Below are 15085 nucleotides of genomic sequence, written 5' to 3'. Positions count from 1 at the left end.
CGAGCGGTTCGACGGTACGGCGCGGCGCGGGCACCTCGAGGGTCGCGACCTCGAGCGTGGTCGCCTGCTCCTCCGGCAGCACCCGGCGGCGCTTGCCGACGTACGTGGTTTGCGGCGTCTCCGCCGCGGGAACGAGAGAGGCGTCCGGCGCGGGAGCGGCCCGGCGCTTGCCGACGTAGGGGGTCTCTACCGAGGGTCGGGTGTCGACGGCGACATCCGCTCGGTGGTTACCCATGTGTTCATCGCTCCGCTGCTCGGGGTTCAGACGGCGACCCGACTGTAACGAAACTGGTGGATCCGTCAACATCCGACTCGAGCCGCGATTCTGTCCGATCCATCGGCAGGCACCGAAGATCGCGTAGGTGTCCTGCCGCATTTCCGCCAGGAACGGTGGCGGGGATGCGTCACCATCGTCCGGCCACGGCCTATGGCGTGCGTCACGTCGCCGCCCCTGGCCTCGTCCGGGCCGTGACGGCGGGTCTAGTGTGCGTCGAGGACATCCCCGAGCCTCGTGGCGCACCACCGCGCCCGCCCGCTCGCACCGACGTACAACCGGTAGAGAGACATGGTGGATCAGTGGATCTGATGGAGTACCAGGCGAAGCAGCTCTTCGCCAAGCACGGAGTCGCAACCACCCTCGGCGTGGTCGTCGAGAGCGCGGAGGCCGCCAAGGCCGCGGCCGAGAAGATCGGCGGCGTGACGGTCATCAAGGCGCAGGTCAAGGCCGGCGGCCGTGGCAAGGCGGGCGGCGTGAAGCTCGCCAAGACTCCCGACGAGGCCTACCAGCACGCCAGCAACATCCTCGGCATGCAGATCAAGGGCCTGACCGTGAACCGCGTGCTGGTCACGCCGGCGACGCCGCCGCAGGAGGAGTACTACTTCTCGTTCCTGCTGGACCGCTCGAACCGGCAGTACCTGTGTATCGCCTCGGTCGAGGGCGGTGTGGAGATCGAGGAGGTCGCCAAGACCAACCCCGACGCCGTCAAGCAGATCGGCATCGACCCCGGCAAGGGCGTCGACGAGGCCAAGGCCCGTGAGATCGCCACGATCGCGGCGTTCCCGGAGCCGGTCTTCGAGCAGGCCGTGGAGATGATCCAGGCGCTCTATGCGACCTTCGTCGAGGAGGACGCCACCCTGGTCGAGGTCAACCCGTTGGCCCGGCTGGAGGGCGACAAGCTCGAGGCCCTCGACGGCAAGGTGTCCCTGGACGACAACGCCTCCGAGGTGCGCCACCCGGACCACGAGGAGTTCGTGATCCGTGAGGAGGCCGACCCGCTCGAGGCGAAGGCCAAGGACCTCGGCCTCAACTACGTCAAGCTCGACGGCCAGGTCGGCATCATCGGCAACGGCGCGGGTCTGGTGATGAGCACCCTCGACGTGGTCGCGTACGCCGGCGAGGCCCACGGCGGCGTCAAGCCCGCCAACTTCCTCGACATCGGCGGCGGCGCGAACGCCCAGGTGATGGCCAACGGCCTCGACGTCATCCTCAACGACTCACAGGTCAAGAGCGTCTTCGTCAACGTCTTCGGCGGCATCACCGCCTGCGACGAGGTCGCCAACGGCATCAAGGGCGCGCTCGAGCTGTTGGGCGACAAGGCGACCAAGCCGCTGGTGGTCCGTCTCGACGGCAACAACGTCGAGCTCGGCCGCCAGATCCTCAACGAGCTGAACCACCCGCTTGTCACGCTGGCCGAGACCATGGACGGCGGCGCCGACAAGGCCGCCGAGCTGGCCAACGCCTGAGAGTCGTAGGAAGAAGCAGATGTCGATCTACCTGAACAAGGACAGCAAGATCATCGTCCAGGGCATCACCGGCGGCATGGGTGCCAAGCACACCGCCCTGATGCTCGACTCGGGCGCGCAGATCGTCGGCGGTGTCAACGCCCGCAAGGCCGGCACCACCGTCACGCACAAGGACCACGACGGCAACGACGTCGAGCTGCCGGTCTTCGGCGCCGTCGCCGAGGCGATGGAGAAGACCGGCGCCAACGTGTCGGTGCTGTTCGTGCCGCCGGCGTTCACCAAAGACGCGGCGATCGAGGCCATCGACGCCGAGATGCCGCTCATCGTGGTCATCACCGAGGGCGTCCCGGTGCAGGACAGTGCCGAGGTGTGGTCCTACCTGCAGGGCAAGAAGACCCGCATGATCGGCCCGAACTGCCCCGGCATCATCACGCCGGAGGAGTCCCTGGCCGGCATCACGCCGCACACCATCACCGGCAAGGGCCCGATCGGCCTGGTGTCGAAGTCGGGCACCCTGACGTACCAGATGATGTACGAGCTCAAGGACTACGGCTTCTCCACGGCCATCGGCATCGGCGGTGACCCGATCGTCGGCACGACGCACATCGACGCGCTGCAGGCCTTCGAGGACGACCCGGAGACCAAGGCGATCGTGATGATCGGCGAGATCGGCGGCGACGCCGAGGAGCGGGCCGCGGCGTACATCAAGGAGCACATCACCAAGCCGGTCGTCGGCTACGTGGCGGGCTTCACCGCGCCGGAGGGCAAGACCATGGGCCACGCCGGCGCCATCGTCTCGGGCTCCTCGGGTACCGCCGCGGCGAAGAAGGAGGCCCTCGAGGCCGTCGGCGTCAAGGTCGGCAAGACGCCGTCCGAGACCGCCGAGCTGATGCGCGAGATCCTCAAGAACCTCTGATCGGCTCCTGCTGCGAGGCTCCCCGGGCAACCGGGGAGCCTCGTGGCATGTCGACCGCCGCCGCTACTTCAGGTAGCCGAGCCGGTCCGCGGCCCGGTCGGCGAGCGCGGTGAACGCGGCGTCTGCCATGGTCACCGACCCCGAGGGCACGAAGCCCACCTGGCCGACCGCGGAGCCGTTGCGCACGATCGCCATCAGGTAGACCACCGAGGAGGTCTGTGAGGTCTCCACCCGCACTCGCCAGGCGGTCATGTCCCGGCCGCCGGCGCTGGAGGTGGAGAGCTGGGTGACGTGGCTGCCGAGGTCGTTCTTCTCGCAGCCGGCCAGCTTGCCGCGGACGTCGTCCACGAACGACGAGGCGGCCTTGGCGGTCGCGAACCCGCCGACGGTCTCGGTCAGCCCGAACTGCGGGGCGAGCCCGGTCGCGGTGGGGATCACGAACGAGCGGGTCATCGCCGCGGTGATCCCGGGCTCGGTGAAGCTGGTCTGGTCGCAGCGGGTGGCCGCGACGTTCGTGGTCGCCGGCGCCGGGGCGGTGCCGACCCAGGGTTGGGTGACGCCGTCGACCGGCGGCAGGTCGGACTCGTTGAGCAGCTCGGGGTGCTCGCCGGAGGCCGGCGGAGGCGCCGGCGTCGCCGCGGCGGTGCCGGTGCAGGTGCCGGCACCGGGCAGCCGGCACAGCTGTTGGACGGCATCGCCGAGCAGGCCGGTGGTGCCGGCGATGACCGGCTGGTCCGACTTCCCAACGGGCTTGCCGACCGGGAGGGTGCCGGCGACGGTGGTGGTCAGCACGCCGCTGCGGGCCACGCCGACAGCGATCGTGCGCTGCGGGTCGGCCCAGTTGCGCAGCAGCAGCAGCGCCGCCTGGTCGCCCACGCCGGAGAGCTGCTCGGTGGAGAGCAGCTGGACCTGCGGGTCGGAGCAGCCGCCGTACCAGCTCAGCGTCTTGGTGTACGCCGCGGCGGCGGCCGCCGCCGTGGCTGAGGCGAGCGTGGTCTGGCCCGCGGTGATCGACTTCTTCGCACCGGCGAAGGTGCGCACCAGCGCCGCCCGCGGATGGGCGTCGGCCAGGGTGCCGCGCTGGCACGGGAGCGGGGCCGCGCCGGCGTCGTCGTCGGAGGTCAGGGTGGTGGTCCAGCTGCCGCCGAGGCCGCCGGCGACCTGGCTCGGGTCCAGGAGCGTGGCCGCGGTGAGGGGGTACGGCGTACGCGCGTCGCCGGCGGTGCCGCCACCAGATCCGTGCCGCAGCGACAGCGAGCCGAGCGAGGGCCGGTCGCCGTTCGCGGCCGTGACGGCGAAACCCGAGCCCGCGAACGCGGCGACGGCGACCACCGCACCGACCAGCGTGTGGGTACGGCGCCGGGCCGCCCCGGCGCGGGTGAGGATCGTCGGCCGTGGCCAGCGCGTGGTCTCGACCGCGGCCGCCAGCGGCTCGAAGTGGGAGAGCACGTCGCTGGGCAGCACGCCGCGGTAGAGCGAGAAGCTCGACGTCGCCGTCTTGAGGTCCTGCTCGGCGCGCACCGGCGTGATGCCCGCCTCGCGGGCGATCTCCTCGGGCGAGAGCGTGGTCAGGTGGGCCAGCAGCAGCACCTTGCGCTCGCCGAGTGGCAGCCGCGCCAGCGCGTCGAGGGTGGCTCGGGACTCCTCGTCCACGGCCTTGTCGCGGTGCAGGCGCGGCACCGAGTGCCGCCGCAGCGCGTGCGCCCAGGCGATCGGGCGCACATAGCCCTCGCGGGCCGCATCGGAGGGCAGCCGGCGGACCTTGCGCCAGTGGTGCCAGGCGATCACCAGCGCGTCCTGCACGGCCTTGTGCGCGGCGCCGAGGTCGCCGGTCAGCGCCCAGGTCTGCAGCAGCAGGCGGCTCCGGACGTCCTTGTAGAACGCCTCGAAGGCAGCGGCGTCTCGTCTGTCGGTCCCCATGAGCAGGGACACGATATCGGTGGTCTGGTCAGGTGGCCTCCCCGGCGAGTCTGCCGGGCTGGTCGCCGGCGGCGGGCGAGGATGGGAGAGATGACCTCCCTGCTGACCCCGCCGACCCGCCGTCGCAGCGACGGCCAGCTCCGAGCCGATCTGCGGCTGCGGCGTCCGATGGCGCTGGTGGCGGCGCTCGACGGCATCCTCGCGGCACTCTCGACGCTGGTCGTGTGCCTGGCGATCGGGGTGGTCGGCTGGTTCCTCACCGACGCCGGCGCGCACGGTACGCCGAGTGGCGCGCTGCGGATCGGCGCCCTGGGCTGGCTCGCCGGTCACGGCGCCGGGGTGGTGGTGCAGGGCGTCCAGCTCACCGCCGTACCTCTGGGGCTCACGCTGGTCATCGGCTGGGCCATCTGGCGCCTCGGTCATCGACTCGGCGAGTCCGTCGCCGAGCACGGGCCGGACGTGCACGCCCTGGCCGACGGCGAACGGGACTGGACGGTGCCGATCGCGACCGGTCTGTTCACGCTCGGGTACGTCGTCACCGCGCTCGTCGTCTCCGCCCTGGCCGGGACCGCCGCCACGGCGCCCCGCGACGGCCGGGTGGTGCTGTGGTCGTTGCTGCTGTGCGTCCTGGTCGGTGGCACTGCGATCGCGGTCGGCTCGGGTCGGGCCGCGGTTTGGGCGGCCCAGCTGCCCCCGGGAGTGCGGGCGGCGGCCGCGACTGTCCGCTCGCTGCTGCTGACCTGGCTGGCGGTCTCGCTGCTGGTCTTCGCGGTGGCGTTCCTCGTCGACGGCGACACCGCGCTCAACGTGATGTCGCAGTTGCACCTGAGCGCCGGGCCGAGCGTGCTCTACACCGGCCTGATGCTGCTCCTGGTGCCCAACGCCACGCTGTTCTCCGGCTCCTACCTGCTCGGACCCGGCTTCACCGTCGGCACGCACACTCTGGTCACCCCGACGGTCGTGACCCTGGGGCCGGTCCCGATGTTCCCGCTGCTGGCCGCGCTGCCCGACGACGGGCCGACCCCGGCCTGGACGCCGTACCTGATGGTGTTGGGGCCGCTGGTGGCGGCGGTCGCGGTGGCGCGCACCGCCCGGCGCTACCCGCTGCTGCGCTGGGACGCGGGCGCTGTCCGTGGGCTGGCCGCCGGCGTCGTCACCGGTGTGCTGACCGGCATCCTGGCCGGGCTGGCCGGGGGAGCGGTCGGGCCGGGCCGGATGCGCGACGTCGGCCCGCTGGTCTTCGACACCCTGACGCATGCGGTCGCCGCGTTCGGCATCGGCGGCCTGCTCGCCGGGCTGGTGGTCACCTGGTGGCAGCGGCGACGCTCGCGGGACGCCCTAGACTCCGCGGCGTGACCGCCCGCCTCGTCGTCCTCGTCTCCGGCTCCGGGACCAACCTGCAGGCGCTGCTCGACGCCTGCGCCGACCCGGCATATGGCGCCGAGGTCGTCGCCGTCGGTGCCGACCGGGACGGCATCCTGGGCCTGGAGCGAGCGGAGCGGGCCGGGGTGGCGACGTTCGTGCGCCGGGTCGCCGACTTCGAGAGCCGGGAGGCGTGGGACGCGGCGCTGACCGAGGCGGTGGCGTCGTACGCGCCGGACGTGGTGGTGCTCGCCGGCTTCATGAAGCTGGTCGGACCGGCCTTCCTGGCCTCGTTCGGCGGCCGCACCGTCAACACCCACCCGGCGCTCTCACCGAGCTTCCCGGGCATGCACGGGCCGGCCGACGCGCTGGCGTACGGCGTCAAGGTCACCGGCTGCACACTCTTCGTCGTCGACGCGGGGGTCGACACCGGCGCGATCATCGCCCAGACGGCGGTGCCGGTCGAGGACGACGACACCGCCGAGACGCTGCACGAGCGGATCAAGACAGCCGAGCGGGCGATGCTGGTCGAGGCGGTCGGCCGGATGGCGCGGGAGGGTGTCGTGGTCGAGGGTCGTCGGGTTCGCTTCGGCCACTGAGCCGCCGGTAGGATGAGGACAACACGACTGGCGCGGGTGGGTGACCACCAGGGAGTGTGAGCCGGCATCGACCGCCTGGGTGCCCCTCGTCGAGATCACCGACCGATGAGGAGTGACACATGCCAGACCGGATCGCCATCAAGCGCGCGCTCGTCTCCGTCTTCGACAAGACCGGCCTCGAGGAGCTCGTCCGCGGCCTGCACGAGGCCGGCGTCGAGCTCGTCTCCACCGGCGGCTCGGCCGCACTCATCGCCGGCCTCGGCCTGCCGGTGACGAAGGTCGAGGACCTGACCGGCTTCCCCGAGTGCCTCGACGGCCGGGTCAAGACGCTGCACCCGCGGGTGCACGCCGGCATCCTCGCCGACCGCCGCCTGCCCGAGCACGTCGCCCAGCTCGAGGAGCTCGGCGTCGAGCCGTTCGACCTGGTCGTGGTGAACCTCTACCCGTTCGCCGCCACGGTCGCCTCCGGGGCGAGCATCGAGGACTGCATCGAGAAGATCGACATCGGCGGCCCCTCGATGGTCCGCGCCGCGGCCAAGAACCACGGATGCGTCGCGATCGTCACCGACGGCGCCGACTACGCCCGCACGCTGGCGGCGGTCCGTGCCGGCGGCTTCACCTACGAGGAGCGCAAGACGCTGGCCGCCAAGGCGTTCGCGCACACCGCGTCGTACGACGTCCAGGTCGCCTCGTGGATGGGCAACGTCCTGGTCGACACCTCCGGCGGCAGCGGATTCGCCGCCTTCACCGGTGCGACGTTCGAGAAGGCCGCGGACCTGCGCTACGGCGAGAACCCGCACCAGAAGGCCGCCCTCTACCGACACTGGCGCGGTGGCCTGGCCGCCGCCGAGCAGCTGCACGGCAAGGAGATGTCCTACAACAACTACGTCGACACCGACGCCGCGCGCCGTGCCGCCAACGACTTCGCGGAGCCGGCGGTCGCGATCATCAAGCACGCCAACCCGTGCGGTCTGGCCGTCGGCGCCGACATCGCCGAGGCGCACCGCAAGGCCCACGCCTGCGATCCGGTCAGCGCGTTCGGCGGCGTGATCGCCGCCAACCGCCCGGTGTCCGTCGAGATGGCGCGGCAGGTGGCCGAGGTCTTCACCGAGGTGATCGTCGCACCGGCGTACGACGAGGGCGCGGTGGAGATCCTGCAGGCCAAGAAGAACATCCGGATCCTGGTCTGTGCGCCCGACGAGCACCCCGACCCGATCGAGACCCGCGCGATCAGCGGCGGCCTGCTCGTGCAGACCGTGGACCACGTCGATGCGCCCGGCGACGACGTCTCCACCTGGACGCTGGCCACCGGCGAGCCGGCCGACGAGGCCACTCTCGCCGATCTGGCGTTCGCATGGAAGGCGTGCCGCGCGGCCAAGTCCAATGCGATCCTGCTCGCCAAGGACGGCGGCTCGGTCGGCATCGGCATGGGCCAGGTCAACCGGGTGGACTCCTGCCGGCTCGCCGTCGAGCGGGCCAACAGCCTGGCCGGCGACGCGAGGCGGGCCGAGGGCTCCGTGGCCGCCTCCGACGCGTTCTTCCCCTTCGAGGACGGACCCCAGATCCTGATCGACGCCAAGGTCAAGGCGATCGTCCAGCCGGGTGGCTCGGTGCGCGACGAGCTCACCATCGAGGCATGCAAGGCCGCCGGCGTGACCATGTACTTCACCGGCACGCGTCACTTCTTCCACTGAGGGGAACCGATGACCGCACAGAAGCTGGACGGCACCGCGACCGCCAAGGCGATCAAGGACGAGCTGCGTGAACGGGTGGCGGCGCTGCGCGCCCGCGGGATCCACCCCGGCCTGGGCACGATCCTGGTGGGCAACGACCCGGGCTCGACCTGGTACGTCAACGGCAAGCACAAGGACTGCGCCGAGGTCGGCATCGAGTCGATCCGCGTCGACCTGCCCGAGACCGCCACCCAGGAGGAGATCGAGGACGCGGTTCGCGCCCTCAACGACGACCCGGCTTGCACCGGCTACATCGTGCAGCTTCCGCTGCCCAAGGGCATCGACGAGAACCGCATCCTCGGTCTGATCGACCCGGCCAAGGACGCGGACGGCCTGCACCCGACCAACCTCGGGTGGCTGGTCCTCGGCGAGGACGCGCCGCTCCCGTGTACGCCGTTCGGCATCGTGGAGCTGCTCCGCCGCCACGGTGTCCCGCTCGACGGGGCCGAGGTCGTCGTGGTCGGCCGCGGCGTCACCGTCGGCCGGCCGCTGGGCCTGCTGCTGACCCGCCGCTCCGAGAACGCCACCGTGACGCTGTGCCACACCGGCACCCGCGACCTGGCCGCGCACACCCGCAACGCCGACATCGTGGTGGCGGCCGCCGGCGTACCGGGCATCATCACCGGCGACATGGTCAAGCCGGGCGCGGCGCTGCTCGACGTGGGTGTCTCGCGCGTCGACGGCAAGATCGCGGGCGACCTCGCGGCCGACGTCTGGGACGTCGCCGGCTGGGTCTCCCCGAACCCGGGCGGCGTCGGCCCGATGACGCGTGCCATGCTGCTGTCGAACATCGTCCTCAACGCGGAGAAGGCGAACGCGTAAGTTGGCATTCGTGACTCCTCTTTCCGACGGCCCGGCACAGGAGCCGGAGTCGGGTGTGCCGGCGGCGCCCGCGGAGCAGCCGTCGCTGTCGCTGGTCGAGGAGGAGCCGCGCCGCTACCCGTCCACCGTCGGAGGGTTCTGCTACCTGGTCATCCTGGCCCTGACCGTGCTCGGCCTGGTCGTGGTCGCGCTCGGTCACTGGCGCGGGGGCGTGCACGTCATTGCCGGCGCACTGGCCGTGGCGGGCGCGGCGCGCGGCGTACTGCCGCGGCGAGACGCCGGCATGCTCGAGGTGCGCAGCAGGTGGTTCGACGCCGGGCTGCTGGTCGGCGCGGCGGTGGCGGTCTGGGTGCTGGCGAGCACGATCCCCAACGCCGCCTGAGTCGTGCGCGCCTCCGCGGCCGCGCCGCTGCTGGCGGTGCTCGTCCTGCTCGCCGGCTGCGGCAGCGGCGCCATGTCGTATCCGCCCAGCGGCATCGACGGGCTGACCATCCCGACACCCTCGCCGGATCCCTCCGACTTCGTCGCCCGGATCACCAACCCGTGGCTGGAGCTGACCCCCGGTCGGGTGATGCGGTACGACGTCAAGCGCACCGGCCGGCCCGACGCCACCCGGACCGTCACCGTGCTGCCCGGCACCGTCACGATCGACGGGGTGCGCACCACCGCCGTCCGCGACGACCTGACCGGGGCCGAGACGACGACCACGCGCACCGACTACTACGCCCAGGACCGGGCCGGCAATGTGTGGTGGTTCGGGCAGCAGGGGCTGTGGCGGGCCGGCCGCGAGGGTGCCGAGGCGGGGCTGCTGTTGACCGCGACGCCGCGGCTGGGCGACGGCTACCGGGCGGCGTACGCCAAGGGCGTGGTCGAGGACGTCATCACGGTGGCGCAGGCGCGGCCGATCGTGTCGCTGGAGCGCACCAGCGAGCTCGAGCCCGGCGGAGCGACCTGGGACACCTATCGCAAGGGCGTCGGCCTCACCGAGCGGCTGGTCACCGCCACCGGCGAGCGCGACGTGCTCGAGGCCGACTGAACCGACGCCCCGGCGACTATGCCTGGGGCGGGTCCTGCTTGATGACGGTCTTGCCCTCGGGCTCGTCGGCGGGGGCCGCCGGCTGCTCGATCGGGCGCCACTGCTGGGCGGCGTAGTCCCAGCGCCAGCCGTCCTGCTCGATGACCGGCAGGTCCGCGGGAACCTGCTGCCGGCCTGCCTGCTGGCCTGCCTGCTGGGCGCCGGCCTCGGCGGGCTGGCCACCGCCCCAGCCCTGCTGGCCCCAGCCGGCGTACTCCGGGGTGGTGCCGACCCTCGTCTTCGCGGGGAGCACCAGGCCGGAACCGGGCACCGGATCGCTGACCCGGCCGAAGACCAGCGGATAGCCCAGGCCGGCGATGGCACCGCCGATGAGCGGGGCCAGGATGAACAGCCACAGCTGACCGATGGCGTGGCCGCCGGAGAACAGCGCAGGGCCGATGGAGCGCGCCGGGTTGACCGAGGTGCCGTCGGCGGGGATCGCGACGAAGTGGATCGCGGCCAGCGTGAGGCCGATCGCCAGCGGAGCGAAGCCGGCGTAGGGGTTCCGCTCGTCGGTAGTGCCCAGGATGACGCCCACGAAGATGGCGGTCAGGACCAGCTCGAGCAGGAACGCCGCCCACCAGCCGTAGCCGCCGACCCCGCCGAAGTGGTCCTGGCCCAGGCCCATCCGAGTGGAGTCGTAGCCGTCGTAGCCGTGCGCGAAGACCCACAGCGCGAGCGCGCCGACGATGGCCCCGACGATCTGTGCGACGACGTAGTAGCCCGCCGTCACCCAGGCCAGCCGGCCGCTGATCGCGGCTCCGACCGAGACGGCCGGGTTGAAGTGACCGCCGGAGACGCGGCCGAAGGCGTAGACCGCGATCACGATGGCGATGCCGAAGCTGAATCCCACGGTGGTGATGAACGCCAGGTCGCGCGGGTTCTCCTGCTGGGCGGCGAAGATGGTGGCGAAGACGGCCGCGCCGCAGCCGAAGAGCACCAGGATGAAGGTCCCGATGGCCTCGGCGGCGAGCTTCTGGGTCAGCGTCGGCTCGGTGTCGGCCGTCGTGATGTCGGTGTCCGCGCCGGTGGCGCTGGTGTCGGCGGTCATGTCCGAGCCCCCTCGTCGAACCAGGTTGGTGTGGTCGGTTGAGACTCTAGTCCTTCCGGCCGACAGGGCTGGGATGCCATCGTGGAGAGTCACCCGCGTCGGGTATCTTGACGTCGAGAAAAAGTTTCGAGCCGAAGCAGGAGCCATGGCAGCAGACGCAGCAGACACGGCCAAGATCATCTACACCTACACCGACGAGGCGCCGCTGCTGGCGACGTACTCCTTCCTTCCGATCGTCGAGGCGTACGCCGCGAAGGCCGGGGTGGCGGTCGAGACCCGCGACATCTCCGTCGCCTCGCGGATCCTGGCGCAGTTCGGCCTGGCCGACGACGCGCTCACCGAGCTGGGCGAGCTGGCCAAGACGCCGGCCGCCAACATCATCAAGCTGCCCAACATCTCCGCGTCCATCCCGCAGCTCAAGGCCGCGATCAAGGAACTGCAGGCGAAGGGCTACGCCGTGCCCGACTACCCGGACGCCCCCGCGACCGACGAGGAGCGCGAAATCCGCGCCAAGTTCGACAAGGTCAAGGGCTCCGCGGTCAACCCGGTGCTGCGCGAGGGCAACTCCGACCGGCGCGCGCCGCTGTCGGTGAAGAACTACGCGAAGACGCACCCGCACCACAACAAGCCGTTCGGCGAGAACTCCAAGACCGAGGTCGCCACCATGGGCGCCCACGACTTCAAGTCGAACGAGAAGTCGGTCACCCTCGCCGCCGACGACGTGCTCACCATCGAGTTGGAGACCACCTCCGGCCAGAAGACGGTGCTCAAGGACGGCCTGAAGGTGCTCGCCGGCGAGATCGTCGACGCGACCACCCTCTCGGTGTCCCACCTGCACTCGTTCCTCACCAACGCGCTGGCCAAGGCCAAGGCCGAGGACGTGCTCTTCTCGGTCCACCTCAAGGCCACCATGATGAAGGTGTCGGACCCGATCATCTTCGGTCACGTGGTCAAGGCCTACTTCGCGCCCGTCTTCGCCAAGTACGGCGACGATCTGGCCAAGGCCGGCCTGTCCGCCAACGACGGCCTCGGCGCCATCCTGGCCGGCCTGTCCGCGCTGCCCAATGGCGCCGAGATCAAGGCGGCCTTCGACGAGGCGCTGGCGAACGGCCCGCGGCTGTCCTACGTCAACTCCGACAAGGGCATCACCAACCTGCACGTTCCCTCGGACGTGATCGTGGACGCCTCCATGCCGGCGCTGATCCGCAACGGCGGCAAGCTGTGGGGCGCCGACGGCAGCGAGGACGACACCCTCGCGGTGATCCCGGACAGCTCCTACGCCGGCGTCTACCAGACCGTGGTCGAGGACGTGAAGAGGAACGGCCCGCTCGACCCGGCCACCATCGGCTCCGTCCCGAATGTCGGCCTGATGGCGCAGGCGGCCGAGGAGTACGGCAGCCACGACAAGACCTTCGAGATCCCCGCCGACGGCACCGTGCGCGTGCTCGCGTCCAACGGCGAGGTGCTCATCGAGCACGACGTCGAGGCCGGCGACATCTGGCGCGCCTGCCAGACCAAGGACATCCCGGTCCGTGACTGGGTGAAGCTGGCCGTCACTCGGGCCCGCGCCACCGGCGCCCCGGCGGTCTTCTGGCTGGACGAGTCCCGCGCTCACGACGCGGAGCTGATCAAGAAGGTCGTGGCCTACCTCCCCGAGCACGACACCGAGGGGCTGGACATCAAGATCCTGGCCCCGACGCTGGCGACGGCGTACTCCTTGGACCGGATGCGTGAGGGCGAGGACACCATCTCGGTGACCGGCAACGTGCTGCGCGACTACAACACCGACCTGTTCCCGATCCTCGAGCTCGGCACGTCGGCCAAGATGCTCTCGGTGGTCCCGCTGATCGCCGGCGGCGGGCTGTTCGAGACCGGTGCGGGCGGCTCGGCGCCCAAGCACGTCCAGCAGCTGCTGGAGGAGGACTACCTGCGCTGGGACAGCCTGGGTGAGTTCTTCGCGCTGGTGCCGTCGCTGGAGAAGTACGCCGAGCAGACCGGTGTGGCCGCCGCCAAGGTGCTCGCCGACGCCCTCGACCGGGCCACCGGGACCTTCCTCAACGAGGACCGCTCCCCGGGCCGCAAGCTGGGCACGATCGACAACCGCGGCTCGCACTTCTACCTGGCGCTCTACTGGGCCCAGGAGTTGGCCGCGCAGACCGAGGACGCCGCGCTGGCCGAGGCGTTCAAGCCGCTGGCGGAGAAGCTCACCGCGGCCGAGGCGACGATCGTCGAGGAGCTGCTCGCCGTCCAGGGCAAGCCCGCCGACATCGGCGGCTACTACTTCCCGGACGCCGAGAAGACCGCCGCGGTGATGCGCCCGTCGACGACCTTCAACGAGGCCCTCGCCGCGCTCTGACCGTCGCGTCACCACCAGCGCCGAACGGGCGCGGATCCGTGAGGATCTACGCCCGCTTGGCGCATTTCGTGGCGAATCTGCGGTGGCGGCGCCGGAAAACCGGAGGAAGAGTGTCGGCGGTCGAGCCTAGGGTTGACCCACGATGACCGACACGCTCGCCGCTCCCACCGCCGCACCGCCGAGCCTGCCGTCGCAGCCCGACGACCCGTCGCGCCGGGTCGACTGGCGGCGGATGCGCAACCCCGTCGCCGTGACAGCCCTGGTGGCGCTGGCGATCGGGGCGCTCGGCCAGGCGCTGGGCACCGTCGTCGCCGGTCAGTTGGCGCAGGGCCCGACCCACCATCTGGTCTGGCTGCTGGCGCTGTGCGTCGTCGGCGGCTCCCTGCTCGACACCGCCGGCCGGGTGGCCTGGGCCGGTGTGGTCGACCGGGCGGAGGGCCGGCTGCGTGGCGACCTGCTCGACGCCGCGCTGCACCAGCCCCTGGCCCAGCTCACCGAGCAGGCCGTGGGCGAGATCCTCGACCGGGTCGACGACGACACCCACGAGGTCGGCACGCTGCTGCGGATGCAGATGTGGGTGGCGTTGCGCACTGCGTTCGGGATCCTCCCGATGTGGGCGATCGCCGGGTTCAGCTGGTGGCCGGCGTGGATCCTGTTCCCGCTGGTCGGCGCCGTCACGGTGATGGTGATGCGGCCGTTCCTGGCCGAGATCGCCCGCCGCAAGGTGGTCGAGGAGGCGGCCTGGACCGACCACGCCGCCGCGCTGGAGGAGGGCATCGCCGGCCGGGACGACCTGCGCACCAGCCTCGGCCAGGCCTTCGCCGTACGGCGCCTGGCGCAGCTGTCCGCCGCCGTCCACGAGCGGTTCTGGCGGGTGGTGTCGGTGGAGGCGCGGCTGGCCACCCGGGCCGGGCTGCTGCTGCACAGCCTGCTGATCGCGATCGCTGTCTCGGGTGTCGCGCTGGTCAGCTCCGGCCACCTCGACGTCGGCCGGCTGGTCACGCTGTTCCTGGTCACCACCAGCTTCGTGGGCCAGATCAACAACCTGGCCCACCAGCTGCCCGACATCCAGGCCGGCGTCGGCGCCGTGATCCGGTTGCGCCAGATGTTGGCGGTGCCGGCCGAGCCGACCGGTGGGGCCGGCGTGCCCGAGGGGCCGCTGGACCTGCGCATCCGCCACCTCGACTTCTCCTACGCCGAGGGCACCTTCGGGCTGCGTGACATCAACCTCGACGTCGAGGCCGGCCACACCATCGCGCTGGTCGGCCGCACCGGCTCGGGCAAGTCCACCCTCGCCTCGCTGCTCTCCCGTGCCGTCGAGCCGCCGCCCGGCACCGTCTTCCTCGGTGGTGCCGACGTCACCACGCTCGACCTGCACGAGCTGCGGGCGCGGGTCGGCGTGGTCACCCAGCGCACCGAGATCCTCGCCGGCACGCTGGCCGAGAACATCACTCTCTTCGAGGAGCGGCCGCGAGCTGCCGTCGAGGCGGCGGTCGCCGAGCTCGGCC

General features: G+C 71.5%; 13 protein-coding genes and 1 riboswitch. Of the genes, 10 read left to right on the top strand and 3 right to left on the bottom strand.

Going from position 1 to position 15085, the window contains the following annotated elements; translation table 11 throughout:
- A partial coding sequence (locus VHA72_RS09590; protein ID WP_325574612.1) for a hypothetical protein occupies positions 1 to 235 on the bottom strand: 235 nt, incomplete at its 3' end.
- Between the two features lie 341 nt (positions 236 to 576).
- On the opposite strand from VHA72_RS09590, the gene sucC reads away from it, so the two are divergent.
- The gene (gene sucC, locus VHA72_RS09585) at positions 577 to 1743 is read left to right on the top strand and encodes an ADP-forming succinate--CoA ligase subunit beta (RefSeq protein ID WP_325574610.1); all 1167 of its coding nucleotides are present in this window, start codon (positions 577 to 579) and stop codon (positions 1741 to 1743) included.
- A 19-nt stretch (positions 1744 to 1762) separates the two neighbouring features.
- The gene (gene sucD, locus VHA72_RS09580; protein ID WP_325574608.1) at positions 1763 to 2659 is read left to right on the top strand and encodes a succinate--CoA ligase subunit alpha; all 897 of its coding nucleotides are present in this window, start codon (positions 1763 to 1765) and stop codon (positions 2657 to 2659) included.
- A 63-nt stretch (positions 2660 to 2722) separates the two neighbouring features.
- On the opposite strand, the gene VHA72_RS09575 is transcribed toward sucD, so the two are convergent.
- Entirely contained in the window at positions 2723 to 4579 is a 1857-nt protein-coding gene (locus VHA72_RS09575; protein ID WP_325574606.1) for a SigE family RNA polymerase sigma factor, read from the bottom strand.
- A 90-nt stretch (positions 4580 to 4669) separates the two neighbouring features.
- On the opposite strand from VHA72_RS09575, the gene VHA72_RS09570 reads away from it, so the two are divergent.
- From VHA72_RS09570 to VHA72_RS09545, 6 genes are all read left to right on the top strand, one after another.
- Complete coding sequence (locus tag VHA72_RS09570) at positions 4670 to 5935, top strand: cell division protein PerM (protein WP_325574604.1); 1266 nt, start codon at positions 4670 to 4672, stop codon at positions 5933 to 5935.
- Complete coding sequence (gene purN / locus VHA72_RS09565) at positions 5932 to 6540, top strand: phosphoribosylglycinamide formyltransferase (RefSeq protein WP_325574602.1); 609 nt, start codon at positions 5932 to 5934, stop codon at positions 6538 to 6540. The genes VHA72_RS09570 and purN overlap by 4 nt, the downstream gene beginning before the upstream one ends.
- Before the next feature lie 13 nt (positions 6541 to 6553).
- A riboswitch (ZMP/ZTP riboswitch) is annotated at positions 6554 to 6628 on the top strand.
- A gap of 31 nt (positions 6629 to 6659) precedes the next feature.
- Positions 6660 to 8234, top strand: a complete 1575-nt coding sequence (purH, locus tag VHA72_RS09560) for a bifunctional phosphoribosylaminoimidazolecarboxamide formyltransferase/IMP cyclohydrolase (RefSeq protein ID WP_325574601.1) — start codon at positions 6660 to 6662, stop codon at positions 8232 to 8234.
- A gap of 9 nt (positions 8235 to 8243) precedes the next feature.
- A complete protein-coding gene (locus tag VHA72_RS09555) occupies positions 8244 to 9095 on the top strand; it encodes a bifunctional methylenetetrahydrofolate dehydrogenase/methenyltetrahydrofolate cyclohydrolase (RefSeq protein ID WP_325574599.1) in 852 nt (283 codons plus the stop codon).
- A gap of 10 nt (positions 9096 to 9105) precedes the next feature.
- Positions 9106 to 9477, top strand: coding sequence for a DUF3017 domain-containing protein (locus tag VHA72_RS09550; protein ID WP_325574597.1), 372 nt, complete (start codon positions 9106 to 9108; stop codon positions 9475 to 9477).
- A gap of 3 nt (positions 9478 to 9480) precedes the next feature.
- Positions 9481 to 10131: a hypothetical protein gene (locus VHA72_RS09545; RefSeq protein WP_325574595.1), complete on the top strand. Its 651-nt coding sequence runs from the start codon at positions 9481 to 9483 to the stop codon at positions 10129 to 10131.
- A 16-nt stretch (positions 10132 to 10147) separates the two neighbouring features.
- On the opposite strand, the gene VHA72_RS09540 is transcribed toward VHA72_RS09545, so the two are convergent.
- Complete coding sequence (locus VHA72_RS09540; RefSeq protein WP_325574593.1) at positions 10148 to 11221, bottom strand: MIP/aquaporin family protein; 1074 nt, start codon at positions 11219 to 11221, stop codon at positions 10148 to 10150.
- Positions 11222 to 11366: 145 nt separating this feature from the next.
- Here VHA72_RS09540 and VHA72_RS09535 point away from each other — a divergent pair, with 145 nt between their 5' ends.
- On the top strand, positions 11367 to 13577 hold the full coding sequence (locus tag VHA72_RS09535) for an NADP-dependent isocitrate dehydrogenase (protein WP_325574591.1): 2211 nt from the start codon (positions 11367 to 11369) through the stop codon (positions 13575 to 13577).
- 142 nt (positions 13578 to 13719) lie between these two features.
- On the top strand, positions 13720 to 15085 hold a 1366-nt coding region (locus VHA72_RS09530; RefSeq protein ID WP_325574589.1), incomplete at its 3' end, for an ATP-binding cassette domain-containing protein.

The sequence above is a fragment of the Nocardioides sp. genome (assembly GCF_035547795.1).
In the GTDB taxonomy this organism is placed as follows: domain Bacteria; phylum Actinomycetota; class Actinomycetes; order Propionibacteriales; family Nocardioidaceae; genus Nocardioides.
The sequence above is the reverse complement of the archived record's forward strand: the minus strand, read 5'-3'. Positions and strand labels throughout refer to the sequence as shown.

Bases quoted from the DNA above. Each gene is read 5' to 3' on its own strand.
- sucD (WP_325574608.1), top strand. From the start codon at position 1,763: ATGTCGATCTACCTGAACAAGGACAGCAAGATCATCGTCCAGGGCATC.
- VHA72_RS09575 (WP_325574606.1), bottom strand. From the start codon at position 4,579: ATGGGGACCGACAGACGAGACGCCGCTGCCTTCGAGGCGTTCTACAAG.
- VHA72_RS09570 (WP_325574604.1), top strand. From the start codon at position 4,670: ATGACCTCCCTGCTGACCCCGCCGACCCGCCGTCGCAGCGACGGCCAG.
- purH (WP_325574601.1), top strand. From the start codon at position 6,660: ATGCCAGACCGGATCGCCATCAAGCGCGCGCTCGTCTCCGTCTTCGAC.
- VHA72_RS09555 (WP_325574599.1), top strand. From the start codon at position 8,244: ATGACCGCACAGAAGCTGGACGGCACCGCGACCGCCAAGGCGATCAAG.
- VHA72_RS09540 (WP_325574593.1), bottom strand. From the start codon at position 11,221: ATGACCGCCGACACCAGCGCCACCGGCGCGGACACCGACATCACGACG.
- VHA72_RS09535 (WP_325574591.1), top strand. From the start codon at position 11,367: ATGGCAGCAGACGCAGCAGACACGGCCAAGATCATCTACACCTACACC.